Raw genomic sequence first — 26,128 nt, 5'->3', positions numbered from 1 at the left:
TCCGCCTGTCTTTCCAAAAGCATATATATTCCCCATAACGTCCTGTTCTCAAGTGTGAGTCACTTTTTGGACTTTTAAAGGAGAAATTACGGAATTTTGAGATGGAAACATCTTGTAAAATAGCGATTTTCTAATGTTTTTCAATAAAATGCACTTACGCTTGTGAAGTGAAAGGACTGAATCTAAAGATAAAAGTAATTTTGCTATTTTTGTTTGTTCACTTAAAAAAGGAAAAACAATAATTTGTTTATTCAATTCCTTAATATCTAAAGAATTCATCATAATTCCTGATTTTGAAGAATTTTTTAAAGCTTTTAACATTATAGAATTATTATTTATTGCATATTTCCAATATTCTGAATCATATTTTGTTTTTGGTCTAAAAACACTAAAAATATTTGAAATTATCCCGTTTCCTACTGTATTTTCAACAAATCTACCAAAAGGATATTTTGAATTGGTATGACCTTCAAAAGCAATATCACCTTTTCTAAAAACATTGTAATTAGAAATTGTTTGTAAATTATCAATTTTAATATCTGTTTTATAAGTACTTGATGCAACGGAAATAAAATGACTTAAACCAAACTTTAAATTATTTTTTTCTGAAGATTTTTCGTATAAATTCTCAAAAACGTCCTGTTCTCAAGTGTTAGTATAATTAAGAAATTTAGTGTTTATTTTTAGAATTTTAAAAATAAGTTAATTTAATGAAATAATTACATATATTTTTGTAGTTTTAAATAGTTAATATAGATACATTTTCAAATAATGATTTTTAATATTTAATTTATTATCTTAATAAAAAGTAATAATCCAAATAAAATTGTTTTATAATAATAAAGTAAGAATTAAAAATTTAAATTTAAAGTATTTAGAAAGGTGTTTATGAAAAATAAAAAGATACAAAAAATTTTAATAATATTAGGTGGTGCTGCTACAGTAGTAACAGCAACTTCATTAGGACTTGTTTTTGGTTTAAAAAAATCAAATAATTTATCAAATATACAGAAAAATACAGAAAATGCAACAATTTCATTACTGGAATTGAATCAAACAAATGCTAAAATTCAAGCAACAATAAATTCTAATGATTCTAAATTTGATAATAAAGAAAAATTTAAAATCACTTTTAATGATATAGAATTTGTTGCTTCAAATTTAGAAAAAAAAGATAATAAAACTATTATAACTTTTGAACTTTCAAACTTAAGTTCTCAAACTTTATATAAATTTTATAATATTAGATTCAATGATAAAATAATTGAAACTATTAATAAAGATTTTAATTTTACAACTAAAAAAGCAGCAGAACAGAAAGTTTATGAAGTAGAAACTTTAGAAGCAACTAACATTTCAAACAATAGTTTAGATATTTCTTTTAACTTAAATAATAATGAAAATATTGAACCTAATCTTTTTACTGTTGAAGTAAGTGATTATAATGAATCAATTTTAGTTACTTTTAATTCCCAAACAAATTCCTATAATTTTCATTTAGAAAATTTAAATCCAAATACTGTATATGCTATTAATAAAATTAAATATAATAATAAAGATTTAAACATCAAGTCAACTAATAAAAGTTTTAGAACTACTACAAACGAATTAGTGCTAGAAAGTGTTAAATTAGTTTCAAAAACTAAAAATTCTGCAGTTCTTGAGTTAACTTTAAATAAAGAGTTAACTAATGAAAAATTAAGTCATTTATCTGCAAAATTTTTAGCAAATGCTACAACAACAATAACAATATCTAATTTCAAACATTTAGCAAATAATCATTTATTATTAACTCTTGAAAATTTAAATCCACAAACAAATTATAAATTAAATGAACTTACTTTAAATAGCGAAAATGCTGTTTTAAGTGAAGAAAATAAAATAAGTTTTAATACATCTAAAGATGTTAGTGAAGATACCTTTACAATAAGCAATGTAATATTTAAAAATGTAACTGAAACATCAGCAACTGTTAGAATTGAATTTAATGAACATGAGTTAGTAGATTCTAATCATCATGAATTTGACTTAGAATTTACTAATAGAAATTCAACTAAATCAAATGATTATAATCTCGATAATAATTTTGTGGAAATTAATGTAGATAATTTAGATTTTCATACAACATATACACTTTCTAATGTTATGTTAAATGGACGTGTATTAACTTTACCAACTAGAAATAATGAATATAATTTTACAACTAAAGAGTGAACTAGACCTGTAATTTTAAATAATTTAGATTATAAAATAGAAGATAAAATTAATGAAAATCTTTCAGATGTGCTTTCATTAAATTTTGGAATAATTGATATGTTTCCACTTAAAAGACAACAATATTTCTTTGTTGCAACTTTAAGAGATCAAGAAACAAATGAAGATACAAAACTTTACTTTACATCAACATTCAAAGACAATAGTAAAACTCAATTAACTCTTGATAATGTTAGAATTCAACTAAGTGAAGATCCAGAATCTGATGGTGATTCATTATATTATGATTTACGTCCTAATAAAAATTATTTATTAAAGTCTTTTCAATTAGTAAAAGAAATTGAAAGTGATAACTATGGTACTGTGGATTTTACTTTAAAAGAAGGAAAAGAATTTACAATTGATACCCATATCAATAGAATTAAATATCAAAATGTTAATTTAAATAGTAGTAATAATAATTTAAATATATCATTAGATTTAACAGAACAAAGCAATGAAAATGTTCAGGCAACAATAGAAAGTGATTATGGTGGTTTATGAGTTATACCTTTAACTAAAACCAATAATAATAATTATGCAGGAACATTAAATTTAACTCAAATGCCAAGCGGAAATTTTAAAGTTTCTAAAGTTACTTTAAACAATAAACCAATTTTTGTTTCTGCAATTAATAAAGGTACAAATGAAATACAAGTGGAAATTGCAAAAGAAAAAAATAATATAATTAATTCTATAAATTATTTATTTGACAAACATAACTATGAACATAAAATCAGTTTATCTCTAAATAATGATAATAAAGAAAATCCCTTTATTTTTAAACAAAATCCTATGGTTGTAGTGGAAAAAAATGGTTTAACAAATACTTATATAAATTTACAAAGTCAATGAAATAAACAAACAAATCAACTAGATGTTTTTAGTTCAAATTTAGATTTTGGAGCATCATATAAAATATTAGGAATAGGAAATATTCATATTAATCAAGTTGATAATAACTCTTTTAAAATAATTGAAACAAAAGTAAATAAAAACCAATTAACTAGTGATCAATTAAATAGTTTCATTGATCAAATTCAAAGACTTGAGTTAAAAAAGCATTGATGAACTTCTGGTATTAAAGCAGAATTATTGAAAGAAAAAGATTTATTTAAATTTTTTGATTTATCAAATCTTTCTATCAATAAATTCGATGATAATATTACTTTTGAGTTTGATGAAAATAGTTTTAGTAACCAAGATGAATTAAATGGAACTTTAACCTTAACTTTTAAATTAGTAAGTGGTACAGAACAGTCAAAATCCAAAACATTAAATATAAGTAATTTATATTCACAAACTTGAATTAATAAAAATAAAACTAATACAAACTTATTTGATTCTTTAGTATCAATTTCAAAAGAAGGTTCAAGAAAATCAACCAAAGAATTTGATGAAGCATTTAGCGATCCTAAATATAATAATAGAGATGATTTAGATTCTTCATTTGGTAAACCTTCAATTATTATTGAACTAAATGACCAAAAATTAGCTGAATTTTTAGATATTGATAAAGTACTTACAAGTTATGATACAAATAAATTTAAAGTATATTTTGTAAAGTATAAAGATGATGAAGATGTTTATCAACCACACAAAACTACTGGTTATGCACCACTTGGGATGATGCAATATAAGTTAATGTTTTGATTTAATCAACATTCACCAGAAGATAAATATACAAATCAAGTAACCCCATTATGAGTTTCTGGTTATAATCAATATACAAATAAAAATTCTAAAGATTTATTTGCTTATTTATCATTGCAATCACAATTATTTTCTTCAAGTGAATATAAAAATATGAATGCAAGATATGGAATAAAATCCACAACACAAGAAACTGCTGATCAAATGCTAGAAGAAATTAATCAAAAAAGCAGTTCCAAAGAAAAATTACTTTATTTAGAGCAAAAAACTAATTTAATTAGATTTTTAAATGATAGCTATAATATTTTAAAAGATACTTATAATCCTCCTGTAACAAGAGATTATTTTGAATATGAAATTGTAAATGTGAAGAAAATATCTTATGGTCTTAATAATTTTTTAGATATAGCACTAGGTATCAAACCAATTTATTTAGGTGCAAACTCTAATAATGAAATTAAAAATGAAGTAATTAATAAAAATACAATTCATATTAAACTTTTAAATAATAATTAATTCTAAATATAAATATTATTTTTATCAGAAGTTTATGCTTCTGATTTTTAATAAACAAATTTAAAAGTAATATAATTAAATTATGAATGAAACAAATAGAAAAGTATTTTTAACTTTCTACCAACAAGTTCAAAGGTTAAAAAAAGAAAAGAAAATGCAAATTGAAGATGAAACGGCAGCTGAAGAGTATTTAAAAAGTAATAATTATATTCAATTTATAACACCTTATAAAATTGCTTTTGCAAAGAAAACAGAAGATTTTAATTTAAATGAATGAAAAGAAAATTTATCTATAAATAAAATTAGTAAAAACAATATTTTTAAACAATTATTTATTAATTCAAAAATGAAAAAACATATATATTATGAAGATTTTTCATTTAATTTATTAAAAGAAATTAATGAAAATAATAAAAAAATTTCTATTTTATTATTTAAAAAAATTCTTGAAATAGAAGGAAAATTGAAAAGTCAAATTAGCAATTATATAGCAATGTGTATGAAGATATATAAAGATGAAAAAAAATTAAAAGTTGACGAAAATTGAAAAATATTTTTGCAAAATTATAAGCCAAAAGAAAATTTTGAATTTATTATAAGTGAAAACGAAAGAAAAAAAATTTATTTTAAATATCACACTAAAACAAATAAATTTTTATATTTTATTGATGGTAAAAATGAGATATATGAACTTAATTATAAATGTTTAAATAATAATATATGTATAAACAATATATTACATAAATTAAATCTACAAAAAAAAGAAAAGAAAAATTTATTATATAAACTACAACAAAAAGCATTTGAAATAAAGGAATTTAAATTTTTAATGGAAAAAATAAAAAAATATAAAGATTGCAATTATATTTGAAGAGATATAGAAAAATTTGAATTAGGAACTTTAATTTCTTTATTTAAAATAGTAAGCGAATTTGGAAAAAATAATAATTTTATAAATTTAATTTTTCCTAAAAATTGATCAATGGCAAAAATAACTGCATTTTTTAATTTTTTGCAAAAATTAAGAAACCATATTGCTCACCAAAAAAATTTACAATATTTTTATTTATTAGAACTAGAAGATGAATTTTTAAAAAATTTTAAAAAAATAAATAAAATCATTTTTTATTCTGATTTAAAATATTTACTTAAAATAAAAAATTTATTCGGTTTACCATATAGATTTGATATTTTTATTACCAAAAATGGTCTTCAAACTACTTTTAATAGTTTATTTGATAAAAAAATAAAACAAATTTTAAATTTTTTGTAAAAATATGTTAGAATTATTATGTATTGGAAAAAGCCGCCAAGGTGCGGGTATTTAGAGATATTTAAAAATTCTCTATCTAAGCGAAGAAACCGCTTTAAAAAGCGGTTTTTTTGCACTTTTTTCATTAAAACAGACTTAAATTAAAAAAATATAAAAAATCAAAAAACAGAAATTTTTCAATTCTTTTTTAACTTTTTTAATTTAAATGATCATTTTTCTTTAATTTCTATTGAAATTTACAACGAATAAAAAAGTTTATTTTTTATAAAAATAATAAAAAAATAGTAAAATGTAGAAGATGTTTTAATTTAATCAAGGGAGAAAAATGAGTATTACAGATAAAAGATCGAAATTGATCGCTACAATCGGTCCTTCTACTCAGGACTATAAATTATTAAAAAAACTTGTTGAAAATGGAGTTACTACAATTAGAGCAAACTTTTCACATGGTGATTTTGAAGAACAAAATGCAAAATTTGAAAATGCTAAAAAAATAACTAAAGAGTTAAACATTCCAGTTTCTATTTTACTTGATACAAAAGGTCCAGAAATTAGAGTTGGAAAAATGAAAGATGGAGCTCAAGTTATTGAGGCGAATTCAGAAGTAACAATTTTAACAAATGCAAATGATTTTAAAAACTTTGAAGGAACTGCAAAACAATTTTCTGTTTCATATGAAATGGATAAAGATTTAAAAGCAGGTGACAGAGTTCTATTTGATGATGGTAAACTGCAATCAGTTGTTAAAACTGTTAAACCAGGAAGAGTTGTTGTTAAAATGGTTAACACTCACAAATTAAAATCAAATAAAAGAATTAATTTACCAGGTGTTGAATTTTCATTACCATTCTTAGCTGAAAAAGATATAAATGATGTTAAATTTGGTATTGAAAAAGGTGTAAACTACATAGCAGCATCTTTTGTTAACTCAGCAGCAAACGTACAAGAATTGAGAAAATTATTAAATGATAATGGTGGTTCTCACATTCAAATTATTTCAAAAATTGAATCACACGTAGGTATTGAAAGAATTGATGAAATTATTGCTGAATCAGATGGAATTATGATCGCTAGAGGAGATTTAGGTTTAGAAATTCCTTATCAAGATGTTCCATATCATGAAAAAAATATTATTAGAAAATGTAGATTAGCTGGTAAACCAGTTATTGTTGCAACCCAAATGTTAGATTCAATGGAAAATTCACCACAACCTACAAGAGCAGAAGTAACAGACGTTTATTGAGCAACTGAACTTGGAGCAGATGCTACTATGTTATCTGGTGAATCAGCACAAGGAAATTATCCTTTAGAATCAGTTCAAGTTATGTCTACAATTAACAAAAGAGCAGAAAAAGAATTTTATAATAAATTATTCTACAGAGTTCAATTAGCAACAATTGCTAAAGCTTCTTCAGGAAAAAGAGCAGAAATTGCTCATAAATTAGCTCACTTAACTGCTGAAAAAGACATTAGATATGCAATTGTTTTATCAAGAACAGGTGAATTATTAAAAATGGTTGCTAAATTTAGACCAAATACAGCAATTATTGGTATTTTAGATAATGAAAAAATGATTGGTGGATTTGGAGTTACATCTTCAGTATTTACATCATTAGATTCAATTAAATTATTTAAAGAAATCAAAAATAACCCTTCTAAAGCAAAAGAAGCTTTAAAACCATATGGTGCAAATAAAGGTGATAAATTCGTAATTGTTGAAAATGACAAAATTACTGAATTCACATACTAAGTATTAAATTTTAAATCTTTTCTATAATAAGGAAAGATTTTTTTCTTTATTTAACTAAAAAAACAGTAAAAAAATATAATTATTAATAATTTTTATCTTTTTTAACAAAAAAAAAAAAAAACAGTAGTAAAATTAAATATAAATAAAGGTTATTTAGAATATTTTTCATATTTAGGGGGCAAAAATGAGAAATTTTTTAAAACAAGCAAAAGTTAAAAAAACAATTGCTATTTTAACAACTTCAATCACTCTTCCACTTGTTGGATCTGGTTTATATTTTGCTGCAACAACTGATTCTGCTAATGCAAAAGAAAAATCTAAGTTATTAAAAGACAATATAGTTTCTCTTAATACAGGCACCAATCTTGATTTTAAAGATGGAATTTTTTCTCATAGAGATAATAATCAAAAAATTAAAGAAATTAAAAAAGAAAATGAAAAATCAAATGTCGCTTCCCCAGACAATGATTCAGAAAAGGAAAAAGATAAAGAGAAAAATGTAAATAAAGATGAACCTAAAAAAGAAGATATTTTAGTTTCCCCGCCTAAAAAAGAAACACCTCCACCCCCAGAAAAGCAACCAGAACCAGAGCCAGAACCTATTAAACCAGATGAAACAGAAATTGAAAAGCCAAAAATTTTAGATATTAATATTAATAATAAAGTGGTTCCAGAAACACCTAAAGAAGATGAACAAAAACCTCCTGCAATTGTTCCAGAAGAACTAAAAACACCTGAAAAACCTATAGAAAAACCAAAAGCTGAACCAGAAGTTCCTGTTATAATCGAAGAACCCACTATACAACCTAAACCAGTAGAAAAACCCATAGAAACACCAAAACCCGAACCAGTAAAACCAAATCCAAATGATAAAAATATTGAAATTATTCATTTTGAAAATACAGACATTGTTGCTCATGTTACAAGACCGAGAGAAAGAGTTTTACATAAAGATGATATTGATAAAAAAATAACTAACAGAATTCCTTATGTATCCGATATTACCCCTAAAATAGATTCTGTAGAAGTTACATCTGAATTGAAATCAGTAAATGCTAAAAGCGCAATTAAAGCATTGACAAGAACTTTTAATGAAAATGAAAGAGCAATGCTTAAAACAGAAAATACTGATTTATTTAAAATATCAGATTATATTAGACAAAATATCAGTTATTACGAAGTTCTTTTTGATAAATTTAGATTATTAATAGAAAATGGGGATAAAGTTAAAGAATTTTTAACAGAAGAAGGACAAAAAAAATATCCAGAACTTAAAAAACTTACAGATAAAAATGAAAAATATGCAAGAATTTTAGCTTATATCGATCCAAATAAATTTACTAAAACATCAGATGCTGTTGATGATTTACTTGGAAAAGGTTATGTTATAAATCCAGAAAACAGAAATGTTTATATAGATGCAAACGGACAAATTAATTCATATGCTTTTGATCCTTTAATTAATGGAGTGGTAGCAACAAGAAAAAGAGACAATTCTGAAAAAAGAGTTTTTGGTTATTCAAGTCAATGAAGTCGTTCACCTGAAGATGTTAGAAATGGTGTTTATCCTGGTTGAACTAAAAAAGATGTTACATACAAATATGCAAGCTATAATGTTTCTAGAAGCGATGGTTTTACTATTAGTGAACTAACAAGAGATGAACCAATTCAAGGAAAAAGAAATAAAGGATTAGTTGTAGAAATAGATGCTTCTAACAATAATGGATACGCTAAAACATTACAATTTATTAGACAAGCAAAAAGTAATGGTTTAGATATAACTTCTTATAAAATTATTAATATAGGAACTAAAGATGCAAATCAAAGATTTTACGATATTTTCAAAGCACTTCCTGATAAATTGCCACAATTAGAATTATATTTTGAAACAAATAATACATCTGCTTTAATTGCTTTAGAAAACAAACAAATTGATGAATTATCTTTATATACTTCTAAAACTGTTCATTCTGATTCTTGAAATATTAATCCTTTAGCTTTAAGAAATGTTGCATTTGTTAATACTTTGGACTATAATGTAAGTAGTGAATATGCAGCCGGCATTAGAGTATTTTCTAGAATTGTGTTTGATACACTTTCTTTTGAAGAATCTGATTTAGGAACTTCTTATAAAGATTTAACAAGAATAAATGATGGTTTAAGAATGGCATATTTTGTTAGAAATAACGAAGGAATTTTCCAAAGTGGTTTTGGTCCAGGACTTGATCCAGATCATAATGAAGGTGGAAATAGTTATCCTTTAGGTTTAGATTTTAGTAGAGCACCATCTATTAAATCACTAAGAGATTTAAAATTCTACGATATTCATAATTCAAGCAATGGTTTAAGAAAACTAAAAAGAATAAATTTCTATAATAATAGTGATACTTACGAAATTGATGCTGATGAATTAAATAATGCACAATGAGGTGATATTTTAGATACAACTTCACCACCCCCACCTAGAAGTAAAATATCATTTTCAAATGGAAGCACCACTAGAAATCTAAAAATAACAGCAAAAAATGGAATAAATTCATTAAGCGGTGAAGGTGTTAGAAATTTAAATGTTTTATTAAACTGAAACGATGGAAATTTTGATACTAACACAAGAATTTATGTACAAAAAAATAATGCTGCCCTTTTTGGACAATTAAAATCTTTAGGTAAAAATGCAATTTATGAAAGCGATAACCCAATAAGATTTAGTTAGGAGAAACTAAAATGAAAAAAAGAAAAATATTTATACCAATAATATTAACTGCAACAAGCACTTTAACTTTTGTTTCTTGTAATGAAACTAAAACTGCTTCTAATGTAAAAAATCCAGATTTAAGACAAGATCCAGAAGAAGGAAAAAATCAAGAATTAAAAACTATTGCTGATTCAATTAATATAGAATATAAATCATATAAACAATTTCCACCTCAAACAGATAGAAAACAAGTTTACTTTACAGATTTACAAGATTTTGATAATGATGTTAAATTTACTTTTAGTGGAAAAGATTCAGATAAAGTAACTGCTAAGATTATTAATTTTAAAGTAGAAAGAGATGCAAATAACATATCTATTTCCAACAGAACTGGTAATGGTACTATTGTTTTTGAATTTTCTTTAAAAAGCGATCCCAAAATTAAATATCAAAGAGAAATAAAGGTTTCGGGTTTTGCAAGTAATCCTTACAATGCTGGTAGTGATGGTAGAATCCCAAGCGCACTTAAAAAAGAAGACAATCAAGAGTTTTTAAATAAATATCTACCAGCAGATCAAGTTGTTAGATTTAATTTAGATAATGATGATTATATAAAAACTTTAAAATTACAATTAACAAGCGGACAAAATAATTTTGATGCCAAACAGTATAGACCAGATTTACATATAACAGATTCAGAGAAAACTAGTTTTGATGCAAAAGCAAAAGAAGCAAAGATAGATACATATGATAATGCTTTAATTAAAGGATTTACTCTTCCTTCATACGGAGATAATGGCGAATATAAAGGTTTAGAAATTTTTAATAAACCAGAAGTACCAAAAGGTCCTTCATGATTAGATTCTGCTCATAGAGATGAAAATAAAATAGTTGGTATTCCAAGATATTTACCTAATGAAATGTACAAAAAAATAGCTCTACAAACATTCCATGTAACTTTTAATAATAGAGATGAAAAAGAGCAAAATGTTTTACATCCAACATCTGGAACAATGTGAATTATGGATTATCAGAAAAAAGATGATAATGAATATCCTACAAAATGATATTTTGGAACAAATGTTCACGTTGCTGATGCTTTAACAGATAAAACTGCTTCAATAGGTTTTGGTCGTTTAAATCCAGATGCAGGTATAAAAACTGTATTTAAATTACTTGGTTTTGATGAAAACTTTACTCAATTTGGTTTCCCACTAGATACTAATAAAGCAGATTGACCAATAAAAGTTGTGTTTTCTGGAAAAGATTTTCTTAAAAAAGATCCAAAAGATTATTTAATTGATAAGCAAAAAACAGAATTTGCAGATAAAAAAGAATTCATAGATTTTGCTGTTCTAGAAATAGATTTTGAAAAATTAAAACAACAAGTAGGAGAAAACGGTTCATCTATTACAAGCGGAAATAAAGCATACGAATCAAGCAAAATAACAGAATTATTTAACAATAAAGCAGAACTTGCTAAACTATTTACAAATGATTATGCAGAAAAGCCTAATGATCAAATTAAATTTTTAAAAAAATCTTATTTAAAAGATTATTCACAAATTGATTTCCCTTTAGATTCTTCAAAATTAGAAGATTATTATAAAAATAAAGATTCATTATACATTTTAGGTTATCCACTTGCTATTCAAGATTTTTATTTAAAAGAATATGAAGATGCAGATCAAATTAAAAATAAAAAAAATGACTTTAGTTTATGAGTAAATGCAGAAACTGAATTATTCCCTATAAATTCTTCATCTCAAAATGATAATCCAAAAGGCAAAAAAGGAAATTTCCTTTCTTATTCACTTGGTTACAGAACCTTTACAGATAAACCTGGAGTTGTAGATGAATTTATAAGTGCAACAAGACTTGGAAAAGATTTATATACAAACTCAGAGAAAAAACAATGAGTTGCTTCTGGATTAGCTTATACTCCAAGATTTTATGTTCCATATGGAGGTGCTTCTGGCTCTTCAGTTAGAAATGATAAAAATGAACTTGTTGCTGTATTTCACGGAGCTAATGGAAGTGCAAAAACAGGTTTAGCTGCTGCTTTTAGATCAGAAGGTTATGACTTTAAAGGTGCATATGGAACAGGAGATAATGCTTATCATTTACCACAATATGATGTAATTTATGGTGGCGGTAAAGATCAACAAAAATCTTATAGAGAAGAATTAAAAAAACTTTATGGAAATGATTCTAGTTTTAAAACAAACTTATTTTCACAAGGTTTAGATCACATAGAGGAGGGATTTGCTTTTGACAATAGTTCAACAACAGAAACAGGAAAATAGTAATAAGAAGACAAAATTAAACAAAAAAGATTGATTGTTTGATACATTAAAATATTCTTTAGTAGCTTCAGTTTTTTTTGGATTATTATTTATTCTTCTTTTTTACAAAAAAACAATTTTAGGAATAGAAGATTACTTTTTAATATTTAATTCAACACAAGCAATAAGACAATATAATTTTCTAATAATTACTAAAGCTGTTATATTATTCTTTGTTTTCTTTTATTCGATTATAAAAAATTATATAAATTTAGTTTTTCATAAAGAATTAATTAAGATTTATATTCCTTGGTATATTCTTTATTATTTATTTTCACTTGCTTCATTTATATTATTTTTTACTTTTGATCCATACTCAAATATAACAAAAGATATTGTTTATAAATATTTTTGACTTCTATTTATTTTGGTTCCATTAGTTATTTCCAATATTGCAAATTACTTTTATTTTTACTTTACAAAGAAAAACAAAAATAAAATTGGAAATAATAAATTATCTTCTATTATTGTTTCATCAATTGCACAAATTTTATTTTTATCAGGTTATATAACAACCTTTTGATTATTAATTGAACCAGTTAAAGAAACAGGAAATGCCTTTATTTTAGATAAAAGCCAAATTTATCTATTTATGGAGCAATTATTTTCAGTAAAAACAGCACTAAATGTTGTTTATATGATTGCTATTATTTTAACAATAACTATTTTAGTGATAGGAATGAATTTTCCAAAAATTCAATTTTTATTAAAAAAAGAATACAATCATTTATATTTTAAAAGTCAAATTATTTTATATTTAAGTTCTTTATTTGCTTTAATTATTTGATTTGTATTTATTTTAATAAAAACACAAAAAAATACAGATGTAATTTCTTCAAGTAAAGAACATAGTTATATTACTTTATCAGTCCAAATAATATTTGCTTTATTTGTTAGTGCACTATATTTTGTGGTAAATTTATTAAGACCACTGCAACCTAAAGGTAAAATTAATCCTTCATTTTACTTTGTAGTAGTACAACTATTAATTTGATTATCAGTAATTATTGCAGTTCGTTTTTCAACTGAATTATTGATAAATTCTATTATTTTAATTGTTTCGTCAATTATTTCAACAATTATTTCTCTATTTTATTTGATTTACATTAAAAATATCAGTTTCTATATGATTTTATTAACATTTGTGTTTTTAGGAGCAATTAGTTTATTACTTTTTGTTTCTTCACTAAACACTATTTTAATTGAAAAACAAAATTATGCTTTATCTTCATTTAATATTGATTTTACTATGAATGAAATTCTAATTATCTTTATTATTACAGTATTATCAACATTTTTAATTAGCTTACTGATTGATTCTGGAATTACTTTAGTTAAAATTCTCAATTACAATAATAAAAAAACTGATAAGAAAGGAACTAAATAATGAAAAAACTATTTAAGGAAAAACAAAAAGAAAAAGTAAATAAAAAAGAAGAACAACAATTGATGATTCCTTTTTATGATGTAGAACAACAATATAAAGAAATGGAAAAATCAGATAAATTTGTTTCATACGAAAGATTAATGTCTTCTTTATTATTGACTACTGGATTAAGTTTTGATAGTGATATTGTAAAAGAATATGTTGCTAATTATGAAAAAGCAATAGTTAAAAAATATGACTTAGTTTATTTAGATTTTATCCTTTCATTTGGACTTAGTGATAAATTTGGATCTAAATTCTTTGTTCCAATTTTAGTTAAAGATATTAGTTCTAATAATGAACACATTAATTTTAAATTTTCAGAAGATTTAGCAAAAGAAAACTTTTTAGTTAAATTAAATGAAGCAATTAATGATTTAATAGCAAGAAATTTATTTGTTGAATTTCTTCCTGGAATCATTCTTTATTTTTCTCAGCAATCAAAATCATTAAAATTAGTTTTTAAAATCAATTATGCTGCTAGAATAAAGAAATAATATGCACTTAAAGAAAATTGTTCAAAAAAAGAACAACTTAGAAAAAATTAATTTAAAAGCTAATAGCGAGAAAAATATTTTATTAATCACAATTGTAAAATTAAACCAAAAACTAAGATTTTATATTGATAATGCTTTTTTAACAAGAGAATCAATTAGACACCTTAATGATAAATATAACATCCAAAATCCTTTTATTGTTGAAAATAAAACTGCTAAAATTACTTCTAAAATAACCTCTATTTTTTCCAAATCATTAGCAAAAGAAAAGGAATTATGAATTTATTTAAAAGAAGAACAAAAATATTCTACCGACTCTTATTCAAGATACGAAAACATGATTTTAGAAAATGTTAAAAAGAAAAAAATTGATTTTATTGCCATTGGAAAAAAAGCAGAAGAATTTTTAGAGCAAAATAAACTTAATGTTTTAAAAACTTTTGATTTAGATGATAATAGTAAAATAAGAACAATTTCAACTTTAATTAAATTTTTATATGAGCAAGAAAAATATAAAAAAGTTAATTTTGTTTTAAACTCTAATAAAAATTATAAAAGTTATTTCACTATCTTACCTATTGAAGATTTTGAAATGCATAAATTAATAAATACAAGTGAAAAAAACCTACCAAAAGATTTATTTGATTTTAATATTTATCCTAATGTTGCCGAATATGTGCAAAATAGTATTGATATTTATATCGAAAATGTGGTGCAATCACTAATTATTGAATCATTATTTTATAGTGCTAAACTTAATTTAGTAAGGGTAAATAAAATCCTTAAAGATTTAGAGAAAGAAATTAAATTTACAAAAAGAAAAATTATTAAAATTAAAAGAGAAAATGAAATTGAAGAAATTATAATGCTAACTAAAAATAACGGAAATTTCTCTGTTTTCAATAAAGGAGAAAGTAATGAAAAATAATCTTAATTTATATAGTATTACTATCAATTTTATTGATAACTCAATTTTAAAAGTATGAAATAGTTCTTTAGAATTATATTTTAAAGAAGAATTCAAATGAAATGAAATTGAAAAAAAATCTTTAGCTTGTTTTGAACAAATTTTAATTAAAATCAAAGAAAAAAATAAAGAAGAAAAATATCTGTTTCTTAAAAATGCTAATTTTATAATTTTAGATAATGAAATAATTATTAATTCATTAAATGAACAAGAAATTTATAAATTATCTAAAGAAAAAAATAATGATTCTGCTTTAATTAAAAAGCAAAAAAAAGAGTTAGATTTAATAAAGTCACTAAATAAACTTAGTTTCAATTTAGATAATACAATAAAAGAAAAAGAATTGATTTTTTCTCTTTATAAAGCAGAAGTAATAAGAGAAATTAATTTAAGAAAGGTGAGTGAAAATGAAAAAGAATAAACATCAAAAATATAAATTATTAGCTTCTTCTGCCTTGCCTTTGTTAGCAATTCCTGCAGTATTTTTTACAAGTGCAGATCCAAATGAAAACAATTCTGGAACTAATGCAAATACAACAAATGATAAAGAAAAACCACCTGTTAAAAAACAAGTAAGTCCTGAATTTTCAAAGTTTGCAAAACTTGCAACAGATGCAGTAAAAACTGGTTTAGAAAATGCTATTGATATTGCTATTTCTAATATTGAAGATGAAAAAAATAAACTAAAAAAAGATGAAAAAATTTCTTTTGAAGATCGAGCAAAAAGAAATTACTATTTTGAAACACTTATAAACTTTTTAAAATCAAATAAAGCAAAAATGGTTAGTGCACCAAATGAAAATAAATTGCACGTTACTTTCCCAAATGTTTTTTCACAAAAAAAGGCTTTTAAAAAAGGTAAAGTAACTTTTCAAGGAAAAACTTATGAAGATGTAATTTTCACAACAGATTCCGATAATACTAACTATACTACTGCTTTTGGTTCACAAGGAAAACAAGAGTCTGTTTCAGAAGAAGGAAACTATTATACAACTCCAGATATTACTGGATATTTAAAAAAATATACAGATTCTTTAAAAGAAAGAATTACTGATATTTTCTATGATCCAAAAGATATTCCAGAAATTGAGTTTAACCCCGAAACCATTTCTAAAGATGATGGTAGTTCAGTTAGCGCACTTGTTGCAAAACCACCAAAAGATTTTAAAACTTGAGATGATTATTTCAAAAGTAAATACGAAGATAGATTTACTGTCTTTGATTTAGAACAAAACAAAGTAGAAGATCCACAAGAAGATCAACAGCAAAAGAAACCAGATGATGATAACTCAATTCCAGAAATCCCTACTCTTGATGATGTTGATACTAAACCAAGTGATCAAGTCATTGATGTAAAACCATATAATCCTAAAGAATATATCGAAAAATTACCTATTTTAGGACCGGAGGTTTTAACTAAAAATTTAGATAAAGAAGTATCACAAATAGCATCTGAATTTGAAGCAAATCCAATTAGCGAAGATTTCTTTTTCTTCAATAACCCAATTAATACACGTTTTGAATATAAAGTTACTGCTGTAGAAAAAGATACTAATAGTGATAATTACGTAGCAACAATTAGAATCCAAGATCAAGTAAAACCAGAATATGTAAGATTATATAAAACCTTTATTACAATTCCTGAAAATAAAGGTTTCCATAAAATTTATCAAGAATACGTTGCTTCAGTAAGAAAAATCTTTGTTAATCTTTATAAAGCTCTAGAACTAGATGAAAAAATCGATGTTGATAAATTAGAAAGCAATCAATTAAAAACAAGATTACTTACAATGATTAATGTTGTGACACAAGAGTTATATTATAGTAAAACTTTTGTTGATAAACAATCACAAATTCTTACAGCAATTAGTGTTGAATTAAATAAAAATTTAAATGATCAATCTGCTATTGAAGATGGATTAAATTTATTAGATATTCAATTAATTTCTTCACTTAAAACTTCTAGAATTCAATTTAGAGAGTTTTACTCAATTCTACCTGAAGGTTATGAAAAAGAGTTAAATAGATATCAAGAGTTATTAAAAAGAGAAGATTTATTAACAAAAGTTAATGCTAAATTTAAAAAATATAATGCTAATACTGATGTTATTAATAAACTTTTTGAAAATATGCGAAAAGATGTTTCAATTCTTAAAAAACATGCAGGAGCAAAAACTTTTAATACACTTAAATGATATGAAGAATATTTAAGTTTATTAAATAAAATTGCAAAACAATTTAATGTTGTTAAAGAATTTTTAAAAGATGAAAAAGCAGGTGATGATCAAAAAATAGAAGAAGAAAATTCTAAAAACTTTAATAAAGAATATACCTTAGCAAACCAATTACTACAACAAGAATTTAAATCCCAAAACTTATTTTTAACTGTAATAGGAACTATTTTAGGATTTTCAGGTTCAGGAGCATTAGCTTTAGGAGTTGCTAATAAAGTAAACTCAAAAAATAAACATAATAAATCAGTTTCCAAATCAAATATAGCAATAATTATATTATCTTCTATTGTTATAGTATTTGCTTTAGCATTAATTTTATTTGGAACAATAGGAGGAATATAATATGCAAAAGAAAAACCCAATCATTACAGCTATTTTTGACTATATTGTTGAAGTAACTGGTGATTATGATTATAAACAGAGACAAAATTTTACAACAAATGAATTTCCAGAAGCAAGAATGATGGTAGTAAGTGCAACAGACTCTAAAGCATTTTTACTTGTTGATAATAATGTTCTTGAAAAACTTAAGATAGGACAAGAAATTATTGAAGTGCAAATTGAAAATGAAGTTGAAACTTCTTATTCTCATTTTGGAAAAGTTTTAGATATTCACGGAAACGAAATTTCCCCTTCTAAAGGAAAAATTGAAGGAAATTCCTTTTCAAGAAAAAGCAAAATCTTTGGTGATGCTCATAATTTAATGACTGTTAAAACCTTAAATGAACAACTTTATACAGGGATTATAGCGGTTGATTTACTTATTCCAATTGGTAAAGGACAAAGACAATTAATCATCGGTGATCGTCAAACAGGAAAAACTCATCTTGTAGTTAATACAATTATTAATCAAGCAAAAAACAATGTTAAATGTGTTTATGTGGCAATCGGACAAAAAAGAGAAGATATGGCAAGATTATACGAAACACTACAAGAATACGATGCTTTAGATAATACAATTATTATTGATGCTCCTTCTACAAGTGCTTATCAACAATATTTAGCTCCATATATTGGAATGGCGCATGCTGAAAACATTTCACAATATGATGATGTTTTAATTGTTTTTGATGATTTAACTAAACATGCTAATATTGTTAGAGAAATAGCTCTTTTAACAGATAAACCTGTTGGAAAAGAAGCAATGCCTGGAGATATGTTCTTTGCTCACTCTTCTTTACTTGAAAGAGCAGGTTCCTTTGTTGGTCGTCAAACAATAACAGCTTTACCAATTTTAAAAACAGTTGATGGTGATATTACTAGTTTAATTTCATCAAACGTTATTTCTATAACAGATGGACAACTAGTAACAAGTGCTGATTTATTTAGTAGTGGTAGATTACCAGCAATTGATATCGATTTATCAGTATCAAGAACTGGTAGTTCAGTTCAATCAAGAACTATCACCAAAGTAGCTGGAGAAATAGGAAAAATTTTCCGTGCTTATAAAAGACATTTAAAACTTGCAATGCTAGATTATGAATTTAACAAAGAAACAACAAACCTTTTATATAAAGGAAGAATGATTGATAAAATGTTTATGCAAAGAGGTTACTCTTTATATTCACAAAGATTTGTACTTTTAATGTCTAAATTAATTTTATGAGGAACTCTTAAAGGAATTAAAGAAGAGCAAAAAGCAATGAACTTCTTAAATGTTTTAATTGATGCTAATAAAGATGCAAAAGAAATTTTTGAAAAAATCATCAATAATGAACCTTATGATGAAAACATTACCAAAAGTTTCTTCTCTTATGCTTTACTACAATATTCAAGAAAATTAAAATTAAATTGAGAAATTGAAGTTGAACACAAATTTATTGATTTTAGCGAAGCTGAAATGGAACAACTTTTAAAATTAACAGGAGATAGATAATTATGAATGGAAAAATAATTAAATTTTGAACTGATGTAGTAGAAATTGAATTTAGTGAAGGAAATTTACCAACTTTAAATACAATTTTAACTTTACATGAAGGCAAGACATACTTACTTGTAAAAAGACTTGTTAATAATAAAGTTGTTAGAGCGATTATTATTTATTTATATAAAGAAATTTCTGTAGGAGAAGTTGTAGAAAATACTCAAAAAAGTTTTATGGTACCAGTTGGTTCACAAGCTCAAAACAATATTTACAGTTTTGAAGGAAAACCTTTATTAAGTGATCGTTATACTTTTCCTAAATATGTTGAAATGAATTCCACAATTAATCGCGAAAGAGTTCTTGACTCTAAAATCGAAATAATTGAAACAGGAATTAAAGCAATTGACTTTTTTATGCCAATTATTAAAGGTTATAAACTTGGAATTTTTGGTGGTGCTGGAGTTGGTAAAACAGTTTTAATGAAAGAAATTATTTTTAATGTTAATAAAAATAGCGAATCAACTTCAAATATTTTTATTGGTTCTGGAGAGCGTTCAAGAGAGGCTATTGAATTATTTAATGAACTAGAAAGTTCTAATTTAATGCAAAATTCTTCAATGTATATTTCTAAAATGAATGAATCTCCTGGAGCTAGAATGTCAATTGTACCAATAGGAATTACAGCTGCAGAATACTTAAGAGATGTAGAAAAGAAAGATGTATTATTATTTATAGATAACATTTATCGTTTTGTGCAAGCGGAAAACGAAGTAAGTGCATCTTTAGGAAAAAAACCATCAGTTGGTGGTTATCAATCAACTCTTGAAAGTGATGTTGCCCATGTTCAAGAGCGTTTATTTAAAAACGAAAATGCTGGAATAACATCATTTCAAACAGTATTTTTACCTATGGATGATATAAGCGATCCTTCTGCTGTTGCTGTGTTTAACCACTTAGATGGTAACCTAGTACTTTCTAGAGCACAAACAGCAAAAAACATTTTCCCTGCTTTTGATCCACTTGCTAGTTCTTCTAATTCAGTAGATGCTAAAATTATTGGAGAAGCACACTTTAATGCAATAGTAGAAGCAAAAAGAATTTTAAAAACATATAAAGATTTAGAAGATGTTATTTTAATTTTAGGATTCGATGAATTAGATGATGAAAGTAAAAAAATTGTCAAAAAAGCTTTACAATTGGAAAACTTTTTCTCACAAAATTTCTTTATGACTGAACATTTTACAAAAGAACCTGGAACATACGTTCCTTTAGCAGATACGGTAAATTCAGTTATTAGAATTATTAATGGAGAATATTTAAATCAAAGTCCTGAAATCTTTAGTTATGTAGGATCAAACTTAAATATTCCTACCGATAAAGAACTTGGACTTAAATAAAGAAACTAATAAGGAGATATCATGGGAACAAACTTTTTTAAAAGCACTAAAAATAAAAAAATTATAGCAATAAGTTCCGTTTCTATAGTTACGCCTATCACTGTAGGTGCTCTTTTCTATGTTTCAACAACAGATAAAGCAAATGCTACTGAGCGTTCTAAATTATTAAATGATAATGTTGCTTCCATTAACACTGGAAATAATTTAAATTTTAAAAATGGTTTTAATTCACATAGAGATAATAATCAAGAACCAAAAGAAACAAAAGCACAACAAGAGCCACCAAAAGATAATAAACCAGTTAATCAACCACCAGCAGAAACACCACCTCCACCAGTAAATCCACCTGAAGTTGATCCTAAACCAGTTGATCCTGATAAACCTAAAGATCAAGAAAAACCAAAAATTACTGAACAACCAAAACAACCAGAACCAAAGCCAGAAGATACTAAAAAAGAAGATCCAAAAGTTATTGATATAATTACTCCTGAACCAAAACCAGTTCCAAAAGAACCAGATCCAGTAATTACTCAACCAGTAGAAAAACCTAAACCATTACCAGTTCCAACTGTAGAATCTCCAAAACTACCTGCTCCAATAGGTGATAAAAATTCAGTAATTACAATTGATTTTTATGGTGAAAAAATTAAAGTAAGTCTTGAAAAACCAACACCAAGAAAAATTGATCAAAGAGATATTAATGCTGGTAATGCTAATAGAGTAGAATACATTAACCAAATAACTCCTAAATTAACAGGAATTCAAGTTACTGACAAAATTATTGAAGCGAATAAAAGAAGTGCTCTTAGAGGTTTAAGTAGATCAGTTCCTTTAGATTATGCTTCCTTTCCTGAACTTCGTTCAGGAGCATTAAGTGAACAGCAAATTAAAGAACTCTTAGCTACTGATTATAGTTCAACTGGTTATTATAAAAATATCATAGATAAATTTTGAAGATTAATTGCAAATGGAGATAAAGTTGTTAATTTTTTAAAAGAAGAAGGAAAAAAAGAATATTATAAAACTTTAAAAGCTCATAAAGATGAAGATTGAGCTAAATTAAAAATTATTTCCTTTTTAGATATGACTAAATTTACTACCTTATCAAGCAATGCTAAAAAACTACTTGGTGAAGGTTATGTTATTTATGATGACAATTCTAATGTTTATATAAATGATGATGGAGAAATTGATTCACATTCAACTTCACCACTTATTAATTCTACAACTGCAAGATTAACTAGAGATAATTCTAAAAAACGTGTTTTTGGTTACAACGATTGAAGAGGAAGATATCCTGATGAAGTTAGAAACGGAACCTATCCAGGTTGAAATAAAAGCGATGTCACAAATGAATATTCTAATAAATATAACATAACTCCAGGACAAGGAATTAAGTTTGAGAAACTTAAAAGAATTGAACCTTTAGAGGGTGAAAGAAACGAAGGAATTGTTGTTACAATAGACGTTGCTGATCCAAATGCTTTAAGTAAAACTAAAAAATTAATTGAAGATTTAACAAAAGCAAATGAATCGATTACTTCATACAGAATCATTAACATAGGTAAAAAAGGTTCTTCAAATTATGATTTCTTTAGCATTTTTAAAGCTTTACCTGATAAATTGCCACAATTAGAGTTATTTTTTGAAACTTATAATACAAGTGCTCTTTTAGCTATTAAAGATAAAGAAATTGATGAATTATCTTTATTAACAACAGGAAATTCACTTGCAGAAGGTTGGGCAATTAATCCAATTGCTCTGAAAAAAGTTGCTTGAATTAACACAGTTGATTACAATGTAAGTTTTAACTATTCAGCAAGACAAACAATTGCTACAAGAATAACTTTTGATACAATTGCTTTTAATGATGTTAATATAGGAGAAAATAAAGACTTAACAGAAATTAATAATGCTTTAAGAATGGTTTACTACGTTAGAAATAATGAACCATTTTTTGAAGGTAGTTTTGGTCCAGGTTTAGATCCAGATCATAAAGAAGGAGAAAATAGCTATCCAACTGGTTTAGATCTTTCTGGTGCTAAACAATTAAAATCATTAAAAGGTTTAATCTTCTCAGATACAATTAAACCTTCAAATAAACCAAGAAAACTAAAAAGAATTATTTTACATAATGAAGGTGATACTTTTGAAATTGGTGCTAGTGAAATGAATGGTGCTCAATTTGCTACTGTTCTTTCAACAGAAGGTATGCAACAACCAAAAAGTAAAATAGTATTTGACAATGGAAAAACAACTAAAAAAATTAGAATTGTTGCTGACTCAGCAGCAAATAAATTAAATTCCGAAGGAATTGCTAATTTAGAAACTTTAATTAAATTTAGTGATAATACTTTTGATTCAAATACTGTATTTGAGGTTTATTCATCTGATACAGAATTAGCAAATCAATTAAGAACTCTTGGTAAAGTTGTTCATACAGTCCAAAAAGGACAACCATCATTTTCATTCTCTTAATAGAAAGGATATTTAAATGAAAAAAAGTAAAAAAATATTACTATTTCCTTTAGTAACTACTTCAGTATTTGCTTTAGTTTCTTGTCAAAACACAATTTCTAATTCAAATAATAATGATCCTAAACAAAATCCAAATCCTTCCAATCCTGGAAGCAATCAATCAGTAACTATTACTAATAATGATCAATTAAATAATTTAGTAAAAGATTTAAGTGTTGATTTTGAAGGTTATGATGATTTTGATCGTCCAAAAAATTCTGTCTTTTTTACTAAGTTTTCTAAGGAATTATCTAACTTAAAACCAATAATTAAAGGAAGTCATAAAGATGATGTAACAGTTAAAGTTATTAGTGCTATTCCGGATAGAAAAGGCGAAAAAGATGTTTCTAACCAAACAGGAAAAGGAAAAATTTTAGTTGAATTTACTGCTAAAAATAATCCTAAAATTAAAGTTACAAAAACTTTAGACATTTCTGGTTTTAATAGTAATCCAGTTTTAACTGATGAAGAAGGTTATATTGTAAGTAATTTAGGTGATTTTATAGCTAGTGATAAAGAAAAATATGTAATTCAATATAATCAACATCAAAGATATGAAAAAGATAATGAAGAATATTTAAAAGTTTTAAAACAACAACCAGGTTTTTCTGAAAGTGACTTTAGAAAAGATGTACATATTACTCAAGAAGAAAAAACAAAATTCGATGCTAAAGCAAAAGAAGCAGGAATCGATACTTTTGATAGTGCTTTATTAAAAGGATTTACCCTTCCTTCATATAATAATGATGGAATTTATGATGGATTAAAAATTTATGATGCACCTGAACCTGGTAAAGGACCTTCGTGAGTTGATGCAGCAGATAGAGATCAATATAAAATCGATGGAATTCCGAGATATCTAACTAATGATCACTATAAAACAGCAGCTATGCAAACTTTCCATGTTTCTTTTAATAATCCAGATCCAGAACATCCAGGAGATCCAAAATGAACTTCATCAACTTCAGGAACAATGTGAATTTTAGATTATGAGAAAAAAACTGATGGAAGTTATCCAACAAAATGATACTTTGGTACTAATTTACACGTAGCAGAAGCTTTAAGTGCTCAAACTGTTAAATTTGGTTTATCAAGAATAAATAGAGATGCTGCTGTTAGAACTAAATTTAAAATCTTATCTTTTGATGATAATTTCACAAACTTTGGTTTTTCAGCATTACCTAAAGATAAAAATAGTGAAAAACCTATTAAAGTAATTTATAGTGGGGAAGATTTCTTAAACTCTAAACCTTCTGATTTTCTTGCAAAAGATCAAAAAGAGAAATTTAAAGACACAGAAGAATTTGTGGATTTTGCAGTTATAGAAATTGATTTTAGCAAAATCAATCCTTCGGAAATTGGTATTTATACAGGAATAAAAGGTGGTTCTGTTTCCTTTAATCAAGATACTTTCAGAAATAATCCTTCTGAAATGGCAAAAATTGTTACTAATGAATATGCAAATCATACAAACGAACAAATTAAATTTAAAACAGAATCTTATTTTAAAAACTATGATAAGATTAATAAAAATTTAAATTATTCTAAACCAGATACAAATGTAGATAATTTATACATTGTAGGTTATCCTTCTGCTAAAAATGATTATTTTTTAAAACAATATGAAGAAGATGATCAAAGAGAACAAGCAGCACATACATTTAGTTTATGAACTAATGCTGAAACTAAATATTTTGATAACATCACTTATGATCAAGTAACAGGAAAATATAATTTTAGCGATGAAGAAATTAACAGAGGAAATTATTTATCTTATGAAATCGGTTATCGTTCCTTTGTTGATAAACCTGGTGTTCTTGATGCCTTTATTTCAGCAACAAGAACTGGACAAGATTTACACGTTGCTAAATTAGATAATAATAAAAAACTAATAGCAGCAGGTTTATCATATTTACCTAAACATTATGTGCCAGTTGGTGGTGCTTCAGGATCATCAATTAGAAATCAAAATAATGAATTAGTAGCAGTATATCATACTTCTAATAATTCTGCTAAAACAGGAGTTGCTTCAGCATTTAGATCTGAAGGATACGATTATAAAGGAATTTATGGTGGTTCTAGTTCAAACGCATATCATTTACCACAATATGATTTAATCTATGGTGGTGGTAAAGATCAAAAAAACTCTTATAGACAAGCACTTCAAAAATTATATGGTGATAATTATAAAACTAATTTATTTGATAATATCACACAAATTCCAGAAAAATTCCAATTTAAAAACGCAAGTGAAATAGAAAAAACAGCAGATAAAAAATAGGGTAAAACCTATTTTTTGTTTATAATTTATAGCATAGGGAAAGGTGGTATACTTGCAAAAGAAAATTGAAATAAAGTTCTTTGTACCAAGAAATTTTTATCGATTATTTTTATCAATGTATGGATTATTTTTTATAATGTTAATAAGAACATTTTTACAAGATTTATACTTTAGTACACATTATATTGTTTTTGCTGTTTCTCTTATTGGAACTATTACTATTTTAAGTATTGCTATTTTTTATACTGTTATGTGAATTAAAATTAATAAAAGTAATATAGTTATAGAATCAGGAAGATTAAAAGGAGAAAGTTGTGCTAATTCTTTAGAACATCCTAAAAATTTTGATTGATTTAAAATTGAAAAAATAGATATTAATGTTAGAGAAATCCTTCAGGTAGAGCATTTTCCCGAGTTTCCCAGTTAATAGCAAAAAAGACAAAATCAACCATTTTTTTGG

At 25.0% G+C, this 26,128-nt stretch carries 16 protein-coding genes; 15 read left to right on the top strand and 1 reads right to left on the bottom strand.

The window, feature by feature from the left end; translation table 4 throughout:
- The coding region (locus tag ACXX84_RS02730) for a restriction endonuclease subunit S (protein WP_458572866.1) at positions 1-624 on the bottom strand (624 nt) is incomplete at its 3' end.
- Between the two features lie 264 nt (positions 625-888).
- On the opposite strand from ACXX84_RS02730, the gene ACXX84_RS02725 reads away from it, so the two are divergent.
- From ACXX84_RS02725 to ACXX84_RS02655, 15 genes are all read left to right on the top strand, one after another.
- On the top strand, positions 889-4,422 hold the full coding sequence (locus ACXX84_RS02725; protein WP_458572865.1) for a hypothetical protein: 3,534 nt from the start codon (positions 889-891) through the stop codon (positions 4,420-4,422).
- 82 nt (positions 4,423-4,504) lie between these two features.
- Positions 4,505-5,695, top strand: a complete 1,191-nt coding sequence (locus ACXX84_RS02720) for a hypothetical protein (protein ID WP_436358389.1) — start codon at positions 4,505-4,507, stop codon at positions 5,693-5,695.
- 325 nt (positions 5,696-6,020) lie between these two features.
- Complete coding sequence (gene pyk / locus ACXX84_RS02715) at positions 6,021-7,445, top strand: pyruvate kinase (RefSeq protein WP_436358388.1); 1,425 nt, start codon at positions 6,021-6,023, stop codon at positions 7,443-7,445.
- Positions 7,446-7,629: 184 nt separating this feature from the next.
- Entirely contained in the window at positions 7,630-10,158 is a 2,529-nt protein-coding gene (locus ACXX84_RS02710) for a putative immunoglobulin-blocking virulence protein (RefSeq protein WP_458572864.1), read from the top strand.
- An 11-nt stretch (positions 10,159-10,169) separates the two neighbouring features.
- A complete protein-coding gene (gene mip, locus ACXX84_RS02705) occupies positions 10,170-12,446 on the top strand; it encodes an Ig-specific serine endopeptidase MIP (protein WP_458572863.1) in 2,277 nt (758 codons plus the stop codon).
- Positions 12,412-13,872, top strand: coding sequence for an MSC_0624 family F1-like ATPase-associated membrane protein (locus ACXX84_RS02700; protein WP_458572862.1), 1,461 nt, complete (start codon positions 12,412-12,414; stop codon positions 13,870-13,872). Before mip (ACXX84_RS02705) ends, ACXX84_RS02700 begins: the two co-directional genes overlap by 35 nt.
- Positions 13,872-14,408 (top strand): MSC_0623 family F1-like ATPase-associated protein, encoded by a 537-nt coding sequence (locus ACXX84_RS02695; protein ID WP_458572861.1) that lies wholly within the window; start codon positions 13,872-13,874, stop codon positions 14,406-14,408. The genes ACXX84_RS02700 and ACXX84_RS02695 overlap by 1 nt, the downstream gene beginning before the upstream one ends.
- A gap of 1 nt (position 14,409) precedes the next feature.
- Positions 14,410-15,336, top strand: coding sequence for an MSC_0622 family F1-like ATPase gamma subunit (locus ACXX84_RS02690; protein ID WP_458559519.1), 927 nt, complete (start codon positions 14,410-14,412; stop codon positions 15,334-15,336).
- The gene (locus ACXX84_RS02685) at positions 15,326-15,796 is read left to right on the top strand and encodes an MSC_0621 family F1-like ATPase epsilon subunit (protein WP_458559518.1); all 471 of its coding nucleotides are present in this window, start codon (positions 15,326-15,328) and stop codon (positions 15,794-15,796) included. Before ACXX84_RS02690 ends, ACXX84_RS02685 begins: the two co-directional genes overlap by 11 nt.
- The gene (locus ACXX84_RS02680; protein ID WP_458572860.1) at positions 15,783-17,951 is read left to right on the top strand and encodes an MSC_0620 family F1-like ATPase-associated subunit; all 2,169 of its coding nucleotides are present in this window, start codon (positions 15,783-15,785) and stop codon (positions 17,949-17,951) included. Before ACXX84_RS02685 ends, ACXX84_RS02680 begins: the two co-directional genes overlap by 14 nt.
- 1 nt (position 17,952) lies before the next feature.
- The gene (locus ACXX84_RS02675; protein WP_458572859.1) at positions 17,953-19,485 is read left to right on the top strand and encodes an MSC_0619 family F1-like ATPase alpha subunit; all 1,533 of its coding nucleotides are present in this window, start codon (positions 17,953-17,955) and stop codon (positions 19,483-19,485) included.
- Positions 19,486-19,487: 2 nt separating this feature from the next.
- The gene (locus ACXX84_RS02670) at positions 19,488-20,870 is read left to right on the top strand and encodes an MSC_0618 family F1-like ATPase beta subunit (protein WP_458559515.1); all 1,383 of its coding nucleotides are present in this window, start codon (positions 19,488-19,490) and stop codon (positions 20,868-20,870) included.
- 21 nt (positions 20,871-20,891) lie between these two features.
- Positions 20,892-23,348, top strand: a complete 2,457-nt coding sequence (locus ACXX84_RS02665; RefSeq protein WP_458572858.1) for a putative immunoglobulin-blocking virulence protein — start codon at positions 20,892-20,894, stop codon at positions 23,346-23,348.
- Positions 23,349-23,364: 16 nt separating this feature from the next.
- The gene (gene mip / locus ACXX84_RS02660; protein WP_458572857.1) at positions 23,365-25,668 is read left to right on the top strand and encodes an Ig-specific serine endopeptidase MIP; all 2,304 of its coding nucleotides are present in this window, start codon (positions 23,365-23,367) and stop codon (positions 25,666-25,668) included.
- A gap of 52 nt (positions 25,669-25,720) precedes the next feature.
- Positions 25,721-26,095: a hypothetical protein gene (locus ACXX84_RS02655; protein ID WP_458572856.1), complete on the top strand. Its 375-nt coding sequence runs from the start codon at positions 25,721-25,723 to the stop codon at positions 26,093-26,095.
- The last annotated feature ends 33 nt before the right edge of the window (positions 26,096-26,128 follow it).

The organism is Mycoplasma sp. AC157, assembly GCF_054343415.1.
The sequence above is the reverse complement of the archived record's forward strand: the minus strand, read 5'-3'. Positions and strand labels throughout refer to the sequence as shown.